Annotated in this window: 12 protein-coding genes; 3 read left to right on the top strand and 9 right to left on the bottom strand. The window is 44.7% G+C overall.

The annotated features are described in order from the left end of the window. Nucleotides 1-17 precede the first annotated feature (17 nt). The 9 genes from H8706_RS10095 to H8706_RS10055 form a co-directional block, all read right to left on the bottom strand. Nucleotides 18-800 (bottom strand): Nif3-like dinuclear metal center hexameric protein, encoded by a 783-nt coding sequence (locus H8706_RS10095; RefSeq protein WP_262432521.1) that lies wholly within the window; start codon nucleotides 798-800, stop codon nucleotides 18-20. Further along, a complete protein-coding gene (locus H8706_RS10090) occupies nucleotides 793-1,479 on the bottom strand; it encodes a tRNA (adenine(22)-N(1))-methyltransferase (protein WP_262432520.1) in 687 nt (228 codons plus the stop codon). Before H8706_RS10090 ends, H8706_RS10095 begins: the two co-directional genes overlap by 8 nt. A gap of 15 nt (nucleotides 1,480-1,494) precedes the next feature. Next, entirely contained in the window at nucleotides 1,495-2,202 is a 708-nt protein-coding gene (locus H8706_RS10085) for a CpsB/CapC family capsule biosynthesis tyrosine phosphatase (protein ID WP_262432519.1), read from the bottom strand. Between the two features lie 7 nt (nucleotides 2,203-2,209). Then, nucleotides 2,210-3,040, bottom strand: coding sequence for a CpsD/CapB family tyrosine-protein kinase (locus H8706_RS10080; RefSeq protein ID WP_262432518.1), 831 nt, complete (start codon nucleotides 3,038-3,040; stop codon nucleotides 2,210-2,212). 81 nt (nucleotides 3,041-3,121) lie between these two features. Next, nucleotides 3,122-3,850 (bottom strand): elongation factor P 5-aminopentanone reductase, encoded by a 729-nt coding sequence (gene ymfI, locus H8706_RS10075; protein ID WP_262432517.1) that lies wholly within the window; start codon nucleotides 3,848-3,850, stop codon nucleotides 3,122-3,124. A gap of 12 nt (nucleotides 3,851-3,862) precedes the next feature. Beyond that, the gene (locus H8706_RS10070) at nucleotides 3,863-4,333 is read right to left on the bottom strand and encodes an ATP:cob(I)alamin adenosyltransferase (protein WP_262432516.1); all 471 of its coding nucleotides are present in this window, start codon (nucleotides 4,331-4,333) and stop codon (nucleotides 3,863-3,865) included. After that, nucleotides 4,330-5,601 carry a replication-associated recombination protein A gene (locus H8706_RS10065; RefSeq protein WP_262432515.1) on the bottom strand — a complete coding sequence of 424 codons (1,272 nt, stop codon included), beginning with the start codon at nucleotides 5,599-5,601 and terminating at the stop codon, nucleotides 4,330-4,332. Before H8706_RS10065 ends, H8706_RS10070 begins: the two co-directional genes overlap by 4 nt. Nucleotides 5,602-5,631: 30 nt before the next feature. Then, the gene (glyA, locus tag H8706_RS10060; protein WP_178347114.1) at nucleotides 5,632-6,873 is read right to left on the bottom strand and encodes a serine hydroxymethyltransferase; all 1,242 of its coding nucleotides are present in this window, start codon (nucleotides 6,871-6,873) and stop codon (nucleotides 5,632-5,634) included. A 128-nt stretch (nucleotides 6,874-7,001) separates the two neighbouring features. Continuing rightward, nucleotides 7,002-8,261, bottom strand: a complete 1,260-nt coding sequence (locus H8706_RS10055; RefSeq protein ID WP_262432514.1) for a glycosyltransferase family 2 protein — start codon at nucleotides 8,259-8,261, stop codon at nucleotides 7,002-7,004. 281 nt (nucleotides 8,262-8,542) lie between these two features. Between H8706_RS10055 and radA the strand changes: the two genes are divergently transcribed. The 3 genes from radA to H8706_RS10040 form a co-directional block, all read left to right on the top strand. Continuing rightward, the gene (gene radA / locus H8706_RS10050) at nucleotides 8,543-9,922 is read left to right on the top strand and encodes a DNA repair protein RadA (RefSeq protein WP_262432513.1); all 1,380 of its coding nucleotides are present in this window, start codon (nucleotides 8,543-8,545) and stop codon (nucleotides 9,920-9,922) included. A gap of 158 nt (nucleotides 9,923-10,080) precedes the next feature. After that, complete coding sequence (locus H8706_RS10045; protein ID WP_262432512.1) at nucleotides 10,081-10,671, top strand: TetR/AcrR family transcriptional regulator; 591 nt, start codon at nucleotides 10,081-10,083, stop codon at nucleotides 10,669-10,671. Further along, the coding region (locus H8706_RS10040; RefSeq protein ID WP_262432511.1) for a hypothetical protein at nucleotides 10,668-16,028 on the top strand (5,361 nt) is incomplete at its 3' end. The genes H8706_RS10045 and H8706_RS10040, both read left to right, overlap by 4 nt.

Raw genomic sequence — 16,028 nt, 5'->3', positions numbered from 1 at the left:
AACTTATATTTTTAATTTTAATGCAAATATTTAATCACATTCGTGTTTTTTTCGCTCGCTATAATTTCAGCGTCAAATTTCTTGCTTAAAACTTTTTTAAACCACTCGCACACAATGTGCTCTGTTTCATAATGCCCCGCGTCAATCACGCAAAGACCGCGCTGTGCGCAGTCACGCATATTTGAATATTTAAAATCTCCCGAAATATAAAGACCAATATTTTTGTCAAAACACGCGTCCGCCATAGATGCACCGCCTCCCGAATTTACCGCGATTTTTTCGATAATTCGGTCATCGTCGCCCATATATCGCAGACTTTCCGCACCGAGAATTTCGGCGCATTTTTTTGCAATATCTATAAGTTTTTCGGGCTTTTTAAGTTTTGCAAATCTGCCGTAACCGACCGTTTTGCCGTCAAATTCGCCCGCCGGAACAAGAATTTCGGTATTCTCCAAGCCGAGTTTTTCGGCAAGATAATCGTTAAGACCGCCGTTTGCAACATCAAGATTTGTATGCGCGCTCACCGCCGAAATCCCGTTTTTGATAAGTATTCCCTCGCACGAATTTGCACTTATTTTTTTGAGCGGATGGAAAATCACGGGGTGGTGCGACACAATAAGTTCGCATTTTTTATCAGCCGCCTCCCGTGCGACAGATTCATCAACGTCAAGACACACCAAAATCCGCGTAACCCCGGCGTTTTCGTCGCCTATCAAAAGTCCCGTATTGTCCCATTCTTCGCAAAGCGAAAAAGGGCAGATTTTTTCAAAATACGAAACTATATCTTTAACTTTAAGCATCACATTCATTCCTTGCCTTTAAATAATAACCGAGTTCCGCCTCGCGCTTTTCAAGCTCATCGGCGCCGTTTCCCGCTTTTTTAAGCCCCTCAACGATTTTTGTAAGAGTGAAAATTTTGCCGTCCATATGACGTTTAAAAAGTTCGCCTTTTTTCTCAAAGAGGCGCTTTCCGACGAAAACATCAAACTCCGAAAGTTTTTCAAAGCCTTTTCTGCACAGAAAAATATTGTAAATTTTGTTACCCTCGCGCGCAAGGCTCTCGTCCTCAATCACAAATCCGTTTTCCGAAAGATAGCGCCGAACCTCGCTCTGCGCAATCATCGGCTGGATAATAAGGCGCGTTTCGCCCGAAAATTTATTCTTGCCTTTTTCGACAATTTCGTTTATCAAAAGTCCGCCCATTCCGGCAATCACTGCGGTGTCAAACTCTCCGTTCTCAAAATTTTCAAATCCGTTTGACAAGCGGACGGAAATTTTCTCCGACAATCCGTATTTTTCAATGTTTTTCTCCGCGCTTTTTAACGGTCCTGTGTTGACGTCGCTCGCAACCGCGGTTTTCGCCGTGCCGTTTTTAACGCAGAAAATCGGCACATATCCGTGGTCGGTGCCTATATCGGCAAGACAGCGCGAATTTTTCACATATTCTGCAACTTTTTTAAGTCTTTCGGTTAAAATCATTCTTTTTCCTTATTTTTATGAATTTACAACAATTCTGCTGTTTTCAAAAATCTCATTCACAAAGTCTTCGCCGTGCATTTTTTTCATAATCTGCACGCATTTTGCGAGTGTGGGCGCACGGTCGGACATATTGTGACAGTCCGAGCCGACGAACTGTATGGCGTTCATTTTTGCAAATTTTTTCGCACGCCTGCGCGACGAAAACGAAAAATAACAGTCGGCATTTATCTGAAAACAAACATTAGGGTCAAAAAAACTGTCAAGTGTTTTAAAATCACTTTTCGTCAGAATATATCGGTCAATATGCGCAATAATCGGGATAAGTCCTCTGTTTGCGGAAACCGAGTAAATTTCGCGCTGAACCCAGACGCTGTTCCAGCCGTCGTGAGGCATTTCCACCAGGATATAGTTTGAATTGCCTATGCAAAGCTTTTCTATGCCGTCAATGCGCGAAAACCCAGGCGCAAGCGCCGCCTCCGCGCCGAGATATGTGGGTATGAGCGAAATTTTCTTTTCCTCCGACGCCTCAAGCACCCTTTCGTAAGCATTATTCCGTTTTTGCAAAAAGCTTTCGACCGTCATATTGTCGGGATAAAAATGCGGTGTTGCAACAAGCGCGTCAACACCGCTGTTTTTCTGATATTCATACATCTCAAGCGAGCGCCTTACGCTCCTTGCGCCGTCGTCTATTTCAGGAAGAATATGCGTGTGAAAATCAATCATAACTTTCCTATTTATCTTTCTTTTCGTCTTTTTTTGTCTGTCCTGCCGTATCGTAGCCGTCATAGTTCGAATACTTATAACGGTAATTATAATTGTAACGATAGCGGTATTTATAATATTTTGAGTAATATCCGCGCGGCGCCATAACGTCGTTTAAGATAAATCCCAAAATTTTAGCGTTTGCAAATTCAAGATTTGAAAGCGCTTTTTTAAGCGCGTCGTGCGTAGTGAAATCTTCTTTTACAACAACCGCAACGCCCGTTACGAATTTCGACATTGAAACCGCGTCCGACACAATGTTTACGGGGGGCGCGTCGATAATTACATAATCGTATTTTTCCGCAAGTTTTAAAAGCGCCTTTTCCATTCTGGGCGACACCAAAAGCTCGGACGGATTGGGCGGAATTTGTCCGCTGGTTATAACGTCCAACCCGTTTTTGCAATGCTGAATAACGTCGTCAAGCTCCGCAAAACCCGCAAGATAGTTTGAAAATCCCGTTGTGTTTTCAAGTTCAAGACACATATGAACCTTCGGTTTGCGAAGGTCCGCGTCTATAAGCACGATTTTCGCGCCAGCAAGCGCAAACGTGATAGCCGTGTTAATGCAAGACGTGGTTTTGCCCTCGCTCGGCATTGCGGAGGTGAAAATAATTTTTTTACAGCCTTCCTCCGCCGCAAGCGCATATTCAAGATTTGTTCTCGTCGATTTATACGCTTCGACAATCGAAAAATCGGTGTTATCGTTTAAAATAACCTTGGTATAATCGCGCATACCGACGTTTTTCGCACCGCCGCGCGACACCACTTTCTTTTCTTCCGTGTTAACATTGTTTGGCATATTCAACTTCCTTTTTTATCATAACATATAAACTCAATTTACATTATAGCATACAAAATTTCAATTTGCAATAAAAATTTGTCACACAACAAAACCGCCGCTGACGTTTACAACCTCGCCTGTGATGTAGTCTGCTTTATCGCTTGCCAAAAACGCTATCGTATCGGCAATTTTTTCGGGAGATGCGATTTTTCCCAAAGGAATATCCTCGGTCACAAGCTTTTTGGTTTCGCCGTCAAATTTGCACATATCGGTGTCCACAACGCCCGGCGCAACGCAGTTTACGTTTATGCCCGACGGCGCAAGTTCCTGTGCAAGCGCCTTTGTAAAACCTATCACCGCCGCTTTTGACGCGGAATAATGCACCTCGCACGACGCACCGCAAATGCCCCACACCGACGAAATATTTATGATTTTTCCGCTTTTTTTGCCTATCATTTCGCCCATAACCGCTTTGCACATATTAAAAACACTGCCGACGTTTGTCTGCATCATATTTTTAAATTCGTCCTCGGTTATGTCGCAGAAAACTTTTTGCTGAGCAATACCTGCATTATTCACCAAAACGTCTATACCGCCGAAATTTTTAACGGCAAACTTGCAAAGCGCGTGCGCCTCGTCAAATACCGAAACATCAGCCCTGTAAACAAGCGCGCTTCCGCCGTTTTTTATAATTTCCTCTGCGGTTTTACGCGCAAGGTCAATATTTTTTCTGCAATTTACAACAACGTTAAAATCTTTTGCAAGCGCAATCGCCGCCGCCCTGCCTATTCCGCGCGACGCGCCTGTTACAACCGCCGTTTTTTTCATATTTTTTCTCCGCTAAATGTCAAGATATTTTCCGACCGCATAAAGGTAGTCGGACATTCTGTTTAAATACCGTATCAAACCGGTGTTTTCGCTGCCAATTTCCACCGCAGTGCGCTCCGCGTCACGGCAGATTGTGCGCGCAAGATTAAAAAATGAGCTGTCCCTTTTTTGAGGCATATTATAAAGCGAAAATCCGACCGTTTTTTCACTGTAAAAATCTATTCTTTCTTCAAACTGCGACACGTCAAAATCAAACTCGCCGTATCCCGAAATTTTTCCGTTAAGCTTTACAATTTCGCTTTGCAAAGCCAAAATCTCGCTTTTCACTTTATCGTCTGCGCAAAAATTCACGCCGAGGCTCAACACCGCGTTAAGCTTGTCAACCGTGCCGACAAGCGCGAAAATCTTATCCGATTTTTTCACGCGTTTGCCCAAAATATCGCTGTAACCCCCGTCGCCCGTTTTGGTATAAATTTTCATCATTTACCGCTCCCTTTGATTTTTTCGAGATATGCTTTAAACGAATTTTCCGTTTTGTTGTTCCGCGGAATGTAATATTTTCTGTTTTTGATTTTGTCGGGCAAATACTGCTGGGGAACATACGCGTTCTCATAATTGTGCGGATATTTGTATTCCACACCGCGCCCGAGAGATACCGCGCCCTTGTAGTGGCTATCTTTAAGATGGAGCGGAACACTGCCCGTATCGGCGGTTTCCACCTCGTGCATAGCCTCGTCAATCGCGCAGATTGCGGAGTTTGACTTGGGCGAATTTGCAAGCAGAATAACCGCCTCGGCAAGAGGAATACGCGCCTCGGGAAGTCCTAACTGGAGCGCGCTGTCCACGCACGCTTTGGTGATGACAACCGCGTTCGGATACGCAAGTCCCACGTCCTCCGACGCGATAACCAAAAGCCTCCTGCACGCGGTGATGAGGTCACCGCCGGCAAGCAGACGCGCGAGATAGTAAATTCCGGCGTCCGCGTCACTTCCGCGGATTGACTTTTGAAACGCGCTTATAACGTCGTAATGCCCGTCGCCGTTTTTATCGTGCGCAAACGAACCCGTCTGCGTGCAGTCAACCGCAGCGTCAAGCGTGACCGAAATTTCCTCGTTCATACTGTAACTCTGCGACAAAACGCACACTTCAACGGCATTAAGCGCCTTTCGCACGTCGCCTCCGCTCGCGTTTGCGATGTGGTCGACTGCCTCGTCCGAAAATGTCACTTTTCTGTCGGGATAATCACCTGCAACGCCTTTCACCGCACGGATTACCGCCTTTTTGATTTCGTCGGGCGATATGTTTTTAAATTCCAGCACGGTTGAACGCGACAAAATCGCATTGTAAACGTAAAAATGCGGATTTTCGGTAGTGCTTGCAATCAGCGTGATTTTGCCGTTTTCGATATATTCCAAAAGCGACTGCTGCTGTTTTTTATTAAAATTTTGAATTTCGTCGAGATAAAGCAAAATTCCGCCGGGGTAACTGTCGATTTTGTCGGCAATATCGCGCACGTCTTTGAGCGACGCGGTAGTTGCGTTAAGCTTAAAAAAAGCCCTGTTCGCCGCGTTTGCGCAGATGTTCGCAACGGTGGTTTTTCCCGTTCCCGACGGGCCGTAAAAAATCATATTCGGAATTTTTCCCGTTTTTAAAATATTCGTCAGAATTTTGCCTTCCCCTATAAGATGAGTTTGTCCGACGACGTCATCAAGACGGGTCGGACGCATTCTCTCTGCCAATGGGATATTCATATCAATCACCAAGGAATTTATTTTCAAAAATTATTTTTCGTACAGCGGATATTTTCCGCAAAGTTCCTTAACCATAGCACGGACGTTATCCTGTTCTTTTTCGTAATCGGAAAGCGTAAGGAAAATGATTTCAGCTATTTTGTCCATATCCTCTTCTTTAAATCCGCGCGACGTAACCGCCGGTGTGCCTATTCTTATTCCGCTTGTGATAAACGGACTTGTTGTTTCAAAAGGAATTGTGTTTTTGTTAACGGTAACGCCCACGTCGTCAAGAAGTTTTTCCGCTTCTTTTCCCGTTATATTCATATTTGTGAGGTCGATAAGCATAAGGTGGTTATCCGTTCCGCCCGACACAATTTTAAAGCCTCTTTTGATAAGCGCACCGCAAAGCGCTTTTGCATTTTTTACAATCTGCGTCTGATAAGATTTAAATTCGTCCGTCAGAGCCTCGCCGAAGCAAACTGCTTTTGCGGCTATTATGTGCATAAGCGGGCCGCCTTGAATACCGGGGAATACCGCTTTATTTATCATTTTAGCATATTTTTCTTTGCAGAGAATAAGTCCGCCTCTGGGACCTCTCAAGGTTTTATGCGTTGTGGTGGTTACAAAGTCCGCATACGGAACTGGGCTCGGGTGAAGTCCTGCCGCAACAAGACCGGCAATGTGAGCAATGTCAACCATAAGATAAGCGCCGACTTTTTCCGCAATCTTTGCAAAACGCTCAAAGTCGATGGTTCTCGAATACGCGCTCGCGCCGGCGACAATAAGTTTAGGCTTGCACTCCTCTGCAATTCTTTCAACCTCGTCGTAGTCGATAACCTGTGTATCCTTGTCAACTCCGTACTGAACAATATTGAAATATGTACCCGACATATTCACGGGACTGCCGTGCGAAAGGTGTCCGCCGTGCGAAAGGTTCATACCGAGAACGGTGTCACCCGGTTTGAGTGTTGCAAAAAATACCGCCATATTAGCCTGCGCGCCCGAATGGGGCTGAACGTTTGCGTGTTCCGCGCCGAAAATCTTTTTTGCTCTTTCGATTGCAAGATTTTCAACAATGTCAACACATTCGCAGCCGCCGTAGTATCTTTTGCCCGGATAACCCTCGGCATACTTGTTTGTGAGCGGTGTGCCCATAGCCTCAATAACCGCATTGCTTACGAAATTTTCGCTTGCAATGAGTTCGATTTTACTGCGCTGTCTTTCAACTTCCATTTCGATTGCGTCGGCAACCTGCGGGTCCTGCTTTCTGATTTCGTCTGTCGTATACATCTTCTTTCTCCTTTTTTGAAATATATTTTTATTTTACCTCTTTTTCGAGAAATATGCAATAGTTTTTATTAAAAAAATCAGCGTCAAAAAGCATAAAAAGCTTAATGATGCTGATTATTTCATTTGTTTTAAATATTTTGAATTTTTTCCGCTTCTTCAAGTTCTTCAAGCGTGATAGACCTTGTATGCTTGGTGTGCGACCACTCTTTGTTGTCTTTTTTCAGCCAGCCGATAACGGTAATCGGTATCCAGGTGAGCGAATAGAGCCAAAAAGTTACATAACACCATATAAGGCGCAAATTTATCATACGCTTTTCGTAGGTTATAACAAACGGAATATACATCATCTGCAAAACCGCGACAGCACTCCAGAGCTGCGGGTCGCCGAAAGCCTTGCTTATTTCAAACACATCTATTACACCCGTAACCTTAACCCACGTCATAACGGTTACAAACAAAAGGCACAAGATTTTGACAGGCTGTAAAAGGTAAACACCGCAGTCGAATGCCGAAAGGTCTTTATCTTTAAACGCCTTTATGAAAAGCTTTTTCGCAAATCTCGACGCAACGTCGGAATGACCCTGCATCCAGCGTATTCTCTGGTGCCACGACTGCATAAACGTGAGCGGTTTTTCATCATATACAACCGCCTTGTGAGCCCAGCCGACTTTTCTGCCGGTAAGTGCAAGTTTTGCGGTAAATTCCATATCCTCGGTAAGACAGGTTGCGCCCCAGCCCATTTCTTTCAAAAGCTCGGTGGAAATAACAAATCCCGTACCGCTTAACTGACAGGTTATGCCGAGATTGTAACGCGCATTCTGGAAAAGGCGCGAAATCATCCAAAACGAAACCGAATATGCACAGGTAACCCACGAATCAAACGGGTTTTTGCTGTCAACACTGCCCTGAACAACCTCATAGCCTTTGTTAAGCTCTTTGTTCATCTCTGTAAGATAGTTCTGGCTTACAAGGTTATCCGCGTCAAAAATAGAAATACTGTCGTATTTTTTATCCATTTTAAAGATTTTGTCAAACATCCATTCAAGCGCGTGGCCCTTGCCTTTTAAGGTTGCGTTTGTACGCTTGTAAACGTATGCGCCGGCATTTCGTGCAACCTCGGCGGTTGCGTCGGTGCAGTTGTCGGCAATAACATAAACGTCAAACGCTTCTTTGGGATAGTGAAGCTTGAAAAGGCTTTTCACCATCTCACCGATAACCGCCTCCTCGTTATGCGCCGCAACAAGCAGAGCGAAAGTGTGAATTTTGTTGGTTTTCGGCATAACGTTTGTCTGACGGTCAGACCAGCCGAAAATTGACACAACAAAATAATAACCGCCGTATGCAAACACAAACAGCGATATAAACGCACTCAAAAAATAAATAATCATTCTTAAACTTTCCGGCACAAAAATCACCTCAAAAGCAAATTCCGTTATTTCTTAAAATCACTAAGTTGTATTATATACCATTGAATAAACATAATCAAGTATCAAAATTGACCAATTTTTGCATAAAATCATCTGTTTTTATTGTTTGATTTCACATATCTTTCAAATTTTACTGTTTTGTGCGTTTTTCTCCGTTTTTCGCAAATTTAAATTTATTTGTTAAATATATATGGACATTTCCTCCGATTTAGTATAAAATTAAATAAATGAGGTGTTTTAGTATGGCTGAAAAAACAAAATTTGTCTGCATCGAATGCGGTTACGAAGCGGTGAAATGGCTGGGCAAATGCCCCTCGTGCGGACGCTGGAATACATTTGAAGAAGAGGTTGTCGAAACCAAAAAGACAAAGGCGCGCGGAATAACATCGTTTGACGCACCGAAAAAACTTTCGGAAATCGTGTCGATGTCGGAAAAGCGCGTTGTGACGCATCTTAAAGAGCTTGACCGCGTACTCGGAGGCGGTCTTGTGACGGGAGAAATGGTGCTTGTGGGCGGCGACCCCGGCATAGGAAAATCAACTCTCCTTTTACAGATTTGCGAATATCTCGGCAAATCACAGAAAATTCTCTACGCGTCGGGCGAGGAGTCGCTCAGCCAAATAAAAATCCGCGCCGACAGGCTGAAAATCACAACCGAAAACTTGTCGCTTTTGTCTGAAACGTCGCTCGACAAAATAATCGAGGCGGCAAAGGACGAAAAAAGCGGAATACTTATAGTCGATTCAATTCAGACAATGTTTTCGGAGGACGGCGGTTCGGTTCCGGGCAGTGTTTCGCAGGTGCGCGAGTGCACCCACGCGCTTATGCGGTTTGCAAAGCAGTCGGGCACAACGGTGCTGATTGTGGGGCACGTCACAAAAGAGGGAAGCATTGCCGGTCCGAAAATTTTGGAGCATATGGTGGACTGCGTACTTTATTTTGAGGGCGAACGCCACCAAAGCTACCGAATTTTGCGCACAATCAAAAACCGTTTCGGTTCGACAAACGAAATCGGCGTTTTTGAAATGACCGACACGGGACTTGCCGAAGTTAAAAATCCGTCCGAAATGATGATAAGCGGACGTCCCGAAAACGCGTCCGGCTCGGTTATAACCTGCACATTCGAGGGTACGCGCCCCATTCTCGCCGAAATTCAGGCGCTCTCCTCCCCCACAGGTTTCGGAAACGCGCGCCGTATGGCAACGGGGCTTGACTACAACCGCGCGATTATGCTCGTTGCGATTTTGGAGAAAAAACTCGGCTACAATATGCAAAATCAGGACGTTTATTTAAACATTGCCGGCGGACTCAAAATAAGCGAGCCTGCAACCGACCTTGCGGCGGTTATGGCGATTGCGTCCAACTACAAAAATTTTATCGTTGACTACAAAACGGTAATTCTCGGCGAAGTCGGCTTAACGGGCGAGGTACGCAGCATAACCTATCCCGAAAAGCGCGTCAATGAGGCTAAAAAGCTCGGTTTCACGCGCATAATTCTGCCGTACGACAACATCAAAAGCGTGAAAAATGCCGGCGGCACTGAAATTATCGGCGTCAAAAACGTTTATCAGGCTATAAAATACTGCCGTGACAACGGAAAAACCGCCGAAATTCCAAATTAGCTTTATCATATTTTTTCAAAAAAATCATAAAATTATTTTAGCAAATATTCCAAGGAGAAAAAACTTGGAATATTTTTTTATTTTTTTACATTATATATTGCAATTTTTTTATTTGTATGATACAATTTATTTATCAATCAATAAATAGAGGTGAATTGATGAGAAATTCGGATTACAAAGAAGAAAAAAAGAAAGAAATAATGGAAAGATGCTTTGAGTGTTACTGCGACAACGGACTGCGCGACACAGGCATAAAGGAGCTTGGTAAATACTGCAATATGACCAGCGCAAACCTTTACGCATACTTTGACAACGTGGACGATTTGATTTTGCAGTCCACCGCATACTGTATGGCAAAGGTTGAGGACGATTTTATGGCGCTTTCGCCCGAAAACCCCAGCGACATTTTGCGGTTTATCGAAGAAATCCCCTACTGGACGGCAAAAAAACACGGCAAGAAATACCGTCTGATGTATCAGGTTTACACTCACCCGAAATATGTCGAACAGGGAAAATTGTTCTTTGACGGTGTGAGCAAACGCTACACCGAATATGCAAAGGTGCTTTCACCCAAGCTCGGCATACCGTCAAATATCCTTTCAGGATTTATATTTATCTTTGTCCGCGCAGCGGTGCACTACGCGCTGTTTGAGGACGAATATTATTTAAAAATGCAGATGGAGGCATTAAAGCTTTCGGTATTTTCGATAATTAAAAATTTTAAAGAGGAAGGGATTGAGAAAAAGTGAAACTGAAAAAACTGTTGTGTGTTTTGCTTGCGGTTTGTATGCTTGCACCGCTGATGCACATCACGCCCGTTTCGGCGGCGACCGAGTGGGAATACACTGTAAAAGTTACCACCGCAACCGGCAAAAGCGACCCGCACACCAAAAAAGGAGCAATCCAAGTCACTCTCGCGTTTATAAACGGCGACGAGGGCGGACAGCTTGACGACGGCGTAAACAAAAAAGGAGCAGTGGCGAAATTTATTTCAAAATCCTCGCGCGCGCCGTGGATGCTCGACTCGATTACGCTTAAAAACAACACCAAGGACGGATACAAAATCCACCGCATCGAAATAGATGTCAAAATGTCCGGCGGTTCAAAATCAATGAACATTCTTAACTGGTATCCCGATGACGAGAACAACACCGACAGCGGAAAATGGATTGACCAGAACAACAGCCGTGACAAATCTTACACGGTTTACACCGGCACAAAAAGAAAAGTTTCCGACGCAGGCAATTTTCTAGAAAGGTTCGGCAGGGATATTTTCCTCGAGCCTATGGGCGAAGGCGGAAATCTGGAATACAAATGGGACGGCAAAATCAGCGACGATTACGCGGATATAATGGGTTCCTCATACAACTGTATGGATTATCCGGAGGCACCGAATTTTGAAATTAGCGTCAGCGGATTAAAAGGAGATAATTCTGCCGTTACAAAAGAGGAGCTCGAAAAAAACGGAGTTCATTTTTGCAGCGACAAAGAAAGCGGTTTCGGTTACAGTGCAAACCGTCAGCTTCTTATGCAGTATATGAACAAAAACAACATCTACACTCTTGAATTTACATTTAATCTTCAGTTTTCGTACAAAACAACTTCAATGTACGGACGGTATTTCAACAACGGCACAACCACGTTCATACACCGAAACGCTTTCGCGCTTGAAAGTGTAAATTTCAGCACCAACTACAACTATTCCGGTACGGATAATTATTTTTACAACAGTGTGAACGACAAAAAAATCACCGTAACCGCGAACATCAAAACAACAGGAAGCAGCCGTGATTACGGCTCTAACGCTTTAAAAGGCGCAACAGTATATTTTGACAGAGCATACCTTAAAGCAGGCGACAATGTTACTCTTGATGCAACAGACTCGTCGGGCAAAAAGCTTACGTCAGCCGCGGTTGAAAACGGAAAATCATTCACGCTTGAATTTCCGTACACCGAGGGAATCGACTCGCAGAACGCCGGACTTGTGCTTATGTTTGACAACGCGCGTATGAAATACACCGCGCCCAACGGCGACGAAACTATGCTTACGCTTTGGGACGAAAACTATAACATTCCCGGCTTTGCAAACCGCAAAATAGGCGGATACTATATGTCAACCCACAAGCTTGACTCAAAAATTCCGACGGTTGCGGTATCGCCGGCAAACGGCACCGACCTCTCAAAATGGAACAAAACGGTTACGTTATCCACAGTGCCGAGCGAGGATATTTACTCGCACACCTCACAGGGACTTACACAGGGCCTTTTAAACATGAACCTCACCGACGGCACAAACGTTCCTGCAATTTATGAATACACCTACACCGAGCGTGACAAAGGCACGGCGTCGTGCGTGCAGAAAGTTCCTGCATTAAGAGGTCTTAACACAAACGTTACCGTTGCACTGCGCGACAAGCTTGAGGGCGAATTTGACCTTGTTTTTTCGGGTTACGACTTTGCAGGCAATCCGCTCAGCACCGTGCAGAGAGTAAAACTCGACAACAAAGCGCCCGAGATTGCGGTTACCGAAAAGGTTAACCCGAAAACCGACGGCTCAAAAGGCAATATATATGATGTAAAAATCAACGACGCGTCGGGAACGGGCAGACTTTATTATATGTTCACCAAAAAGAGCATTGCCGAAATTCCCGAATACGACGGTTCGGGAAGTCCCACAAGCGGTGACATTGACACAACGCTTGACAAATGGGCATATATAGCGCAGAAAGACACCGAAAACGGCAAAACCTCGGCGGCATATTTAAACGTTAAAAAAGGCGATAATTTTATAGGCCATCTCGTTTATTTTGCAATGGACGACGCGGGAAACAAAACCGGCGTTTCGATAAAAGACATAAACATCAACAACGAGGACACAACCTATGACATCACACCGAGAAACCTTGACAAACCGCAGCCGTCATACGAAATTTCGGTTACGACAAACGGAAACAACAAGGTTTACTACCGCTGGAAAAACTACATAACCGACGAAAAAACGGGAAAAATCAAGGAGAACTTCTTAACCGAAGATTATTTGCCCTTGCCCGGCGATAGCATTATCAGAACACAAAACGACAAAGAAACGCAAAACTTAAACGGAACGTACGTTCTCGACTGCAAAATCGTTCCGCCGTCAAACACAAACATAAATTACGTTTCGGCAAACTATGTGTTTGACAACGAAGGTCCGATGATTAACCTCACCGCCCCGACAGACAATGTTTACAAATCGGCGCAGACAATTTCGGTATACGGCTCCGACCTTTCGGACATAGCGTCGGCAACTGCGAAAATCGTAACTCCCGACGGCAAAGACGTTGACGGCAAATCGGAATTTGCACTCGCTGTTTCAAACGGCATAATTTCGCAGAACGTCAACATTTCAAACCTTACAGGCGGTGCGTATGCGTTAAAGGTTACGGCAACCGACAGAAACGGACTTACGGCAACCGAAATTTCAAAACCTTTCTTTATAAGAAACAGCAAACCGACAGGTACGGTTGACGTATCGGGCGGTGTAAGGCACAACGGCAGAGCGCTCATATCGGACGGTAAAATCAAGCTTGACTTTGATATTTCCGAGGATTTTGCAAATTCGTCATCTGCCGAAAAACAGACGGTTTATTACAGAATGAGCACAACGGCGGACGAATACGGCGAATGGCACAAAGCAGGCTCGGCAACATCAAGCACAAACGCGCTCAAAGCAAAACTCACCGCAGTTGACGCTCCCGAAATTTCGCTTGTTGACGGCGAAAACACACTGTTTGTCCAAACGGCTGTATGCTATGATGGCACAGAGTCAAAAATCGAGCCGACAGCGGTTAAAACAGATGAAATAGTGTTCTACTATGACGGAACCGCGCCCGACGCAACGCTCGTTATAAACGATATTCACACAACCGAGAGCATATCGGGCAAACTTTACATCACAGACAATCTCGAGGCAGGCGTTACCGCGGTATGCAATGACGATACAATAAAAATCGGCGATTTTGCAAACCGTGCGTTTGACATCACAGCCGTTAAGAACACAAACGAAACAACACAGATAACAGTTTCGGACAAAGCAGGAAACAAAACCTATATAAAACCCGTTATAAAGGGCATTGACACCGACGCACCCGAGATTGAAATCACCCCCTCCGAAAGAATGACGGGGGCAAGAAAAGACGCTTTGGCGACGGTTAAAATAAACGGCGTATCTCCCGAAACGGTAAGATTTGCATTTATTCCGTCGAGCGTATCGGTGAGCGAAAAAATCCCCGAAGAATATTTCAGGGAAAACATTTCGGACAAAGATTTTTATAAAGTTTCAGCGTCGCGCACCGAGGAAGGCGAATGGGAAGGCGAATATAACATTATATACAACGCGGAAATTTCGGGAATTGACGAAAACTGTCTGCTCGCAGTGCGCGCATCGGACACTCTCGGCAACTCGAAAGACTATATTTACCGCACTCCCCTTGTTTCGCAGGACGCGGAGCTTGTTGCGGAAACAAAGGTAAGTCCTATGGAAACGGCGTCAAAAACCGTTTCGCACGTGACATACAACGTTCCCGTCTACACACTTCCGCAGGATAAAATCGTTGACGCTGACAGCGACGTTGTTAAAAACAACACTCTTGAAATCGACAACGACGAATGGAAAAATCTTTCAACCGACGAAAAAGTCGAAAGGGCAAACTTTGAACTTGCGAAGAAATACGCGTTAACATTCTCCGACAAGCACAATTTCCCGGCAGGCGAAAACAGGGTTTACGATTTATACACCGTTGACGATTTGGGAAGAACAAAACACCTCACCTCCGAGGTAAGCGGTGTTACATTCGACGCACAGAGCGACATCAAGGCAGACATTTACTTCAAAAAGTGGGATGGCAGCGTCTATGAATATATTCCCGTTAAAATCGAAGAATACTGCGCGGAAGCTATGCAATATGACTACTTTGTTATAGTTGAGGCGGACGGCGACGGCGGAAACACACTGTATCTGCCGGTTGAGGAGGACTCCTACGAGACAAGATACACAAACGGCCTTACATTCCAAGCATATTCGTCAAAGGAATTTGCGGTGTATTCAAGAGAACCTGCTGAGGACGACCCGTACGATCAGGGCGAAATCGAGGGTTACAAAAAACTTGTTTACAGCATAGGACCGATTTATGCTCACGGCACAAACGGATTTGACGAAATAACCGACATAACCGAACGTGTTATAAATGTACGCGCATTCCAGAAAGGCGCAGACATAACCAATCCCGGCGAGGTTGCGGAAAAGAGCATTGTTTTAAGCGGTGTCGACAACAACGTGCCGATAATTAACTGGTCGGTTGACCCCAAGGTTTTGACCTACGAAATGGTTGACTACGGCGGTGAATTTTATACCGAGCTTGTTCCCCACCCCACACCGAGCAATGTTACATACACTCTGCGCGCACAGGATAAGGAATCGGGCATAAACAAAATTCTCGCGGCTGCATATCAGACTCCCGACGGCAATGTTGAAGAAGTTTACGTTCCTATGACCGACGGAAACGGAAATCCTACCGAATACTGGAGCTGGGACGGAAGCGGATACACCGCGGTTGTTGAAAAATATAACGAAAAAACAGACAGTTATGACAGTTACACATCAACAATCCCCGTTAAAATCGAATATTTCGGCGACGGCGACATATACGGCGAAAAAATGCTTACCTACACCTTTACCGACGCTTATTCGCTGAAAAATGCAGGCATATTTACAAACACCTGCGGAGCAGATGCACACACAATTATAGGCTACAGACTCGGCGGTGACAGCGGCGGTGTTGAAAGCGGTCTTTCAACGGTCGGAATAATTTACAAAATGCCGATTGAAGAAGGAACCGACTACAACGTTAAATATTATTATGAAAATTCTCTCGGAAACTGGGAGGAAATCGGCAGTGAAAATGAAACCTACTATAAAAAAGCAAAAGCCGTAATCGAAATTGACGAAAACGGCAGAGGCGGTGAAAGAGGTCTTGCGGTTACAAACAACAACAGAAGCAGCGAGAAAGAATTAAGCAGTTACCAAAACTCGTTTACATTCAATCTCAAAGACAAATACAACTACCGT

The sequence above is a fragment of the Qingrenia yutianensis genome, from assembly GCF_014385105.1.
Lineage (GTDB): Bacteria > Bacillota > Clostridia > UMGS1810 > UMGS1810 > Qingrenia > Qingrenia yutianensis.
This window is presented reverse-complemented; position numbering and strand designations above follow the sequence as displayed.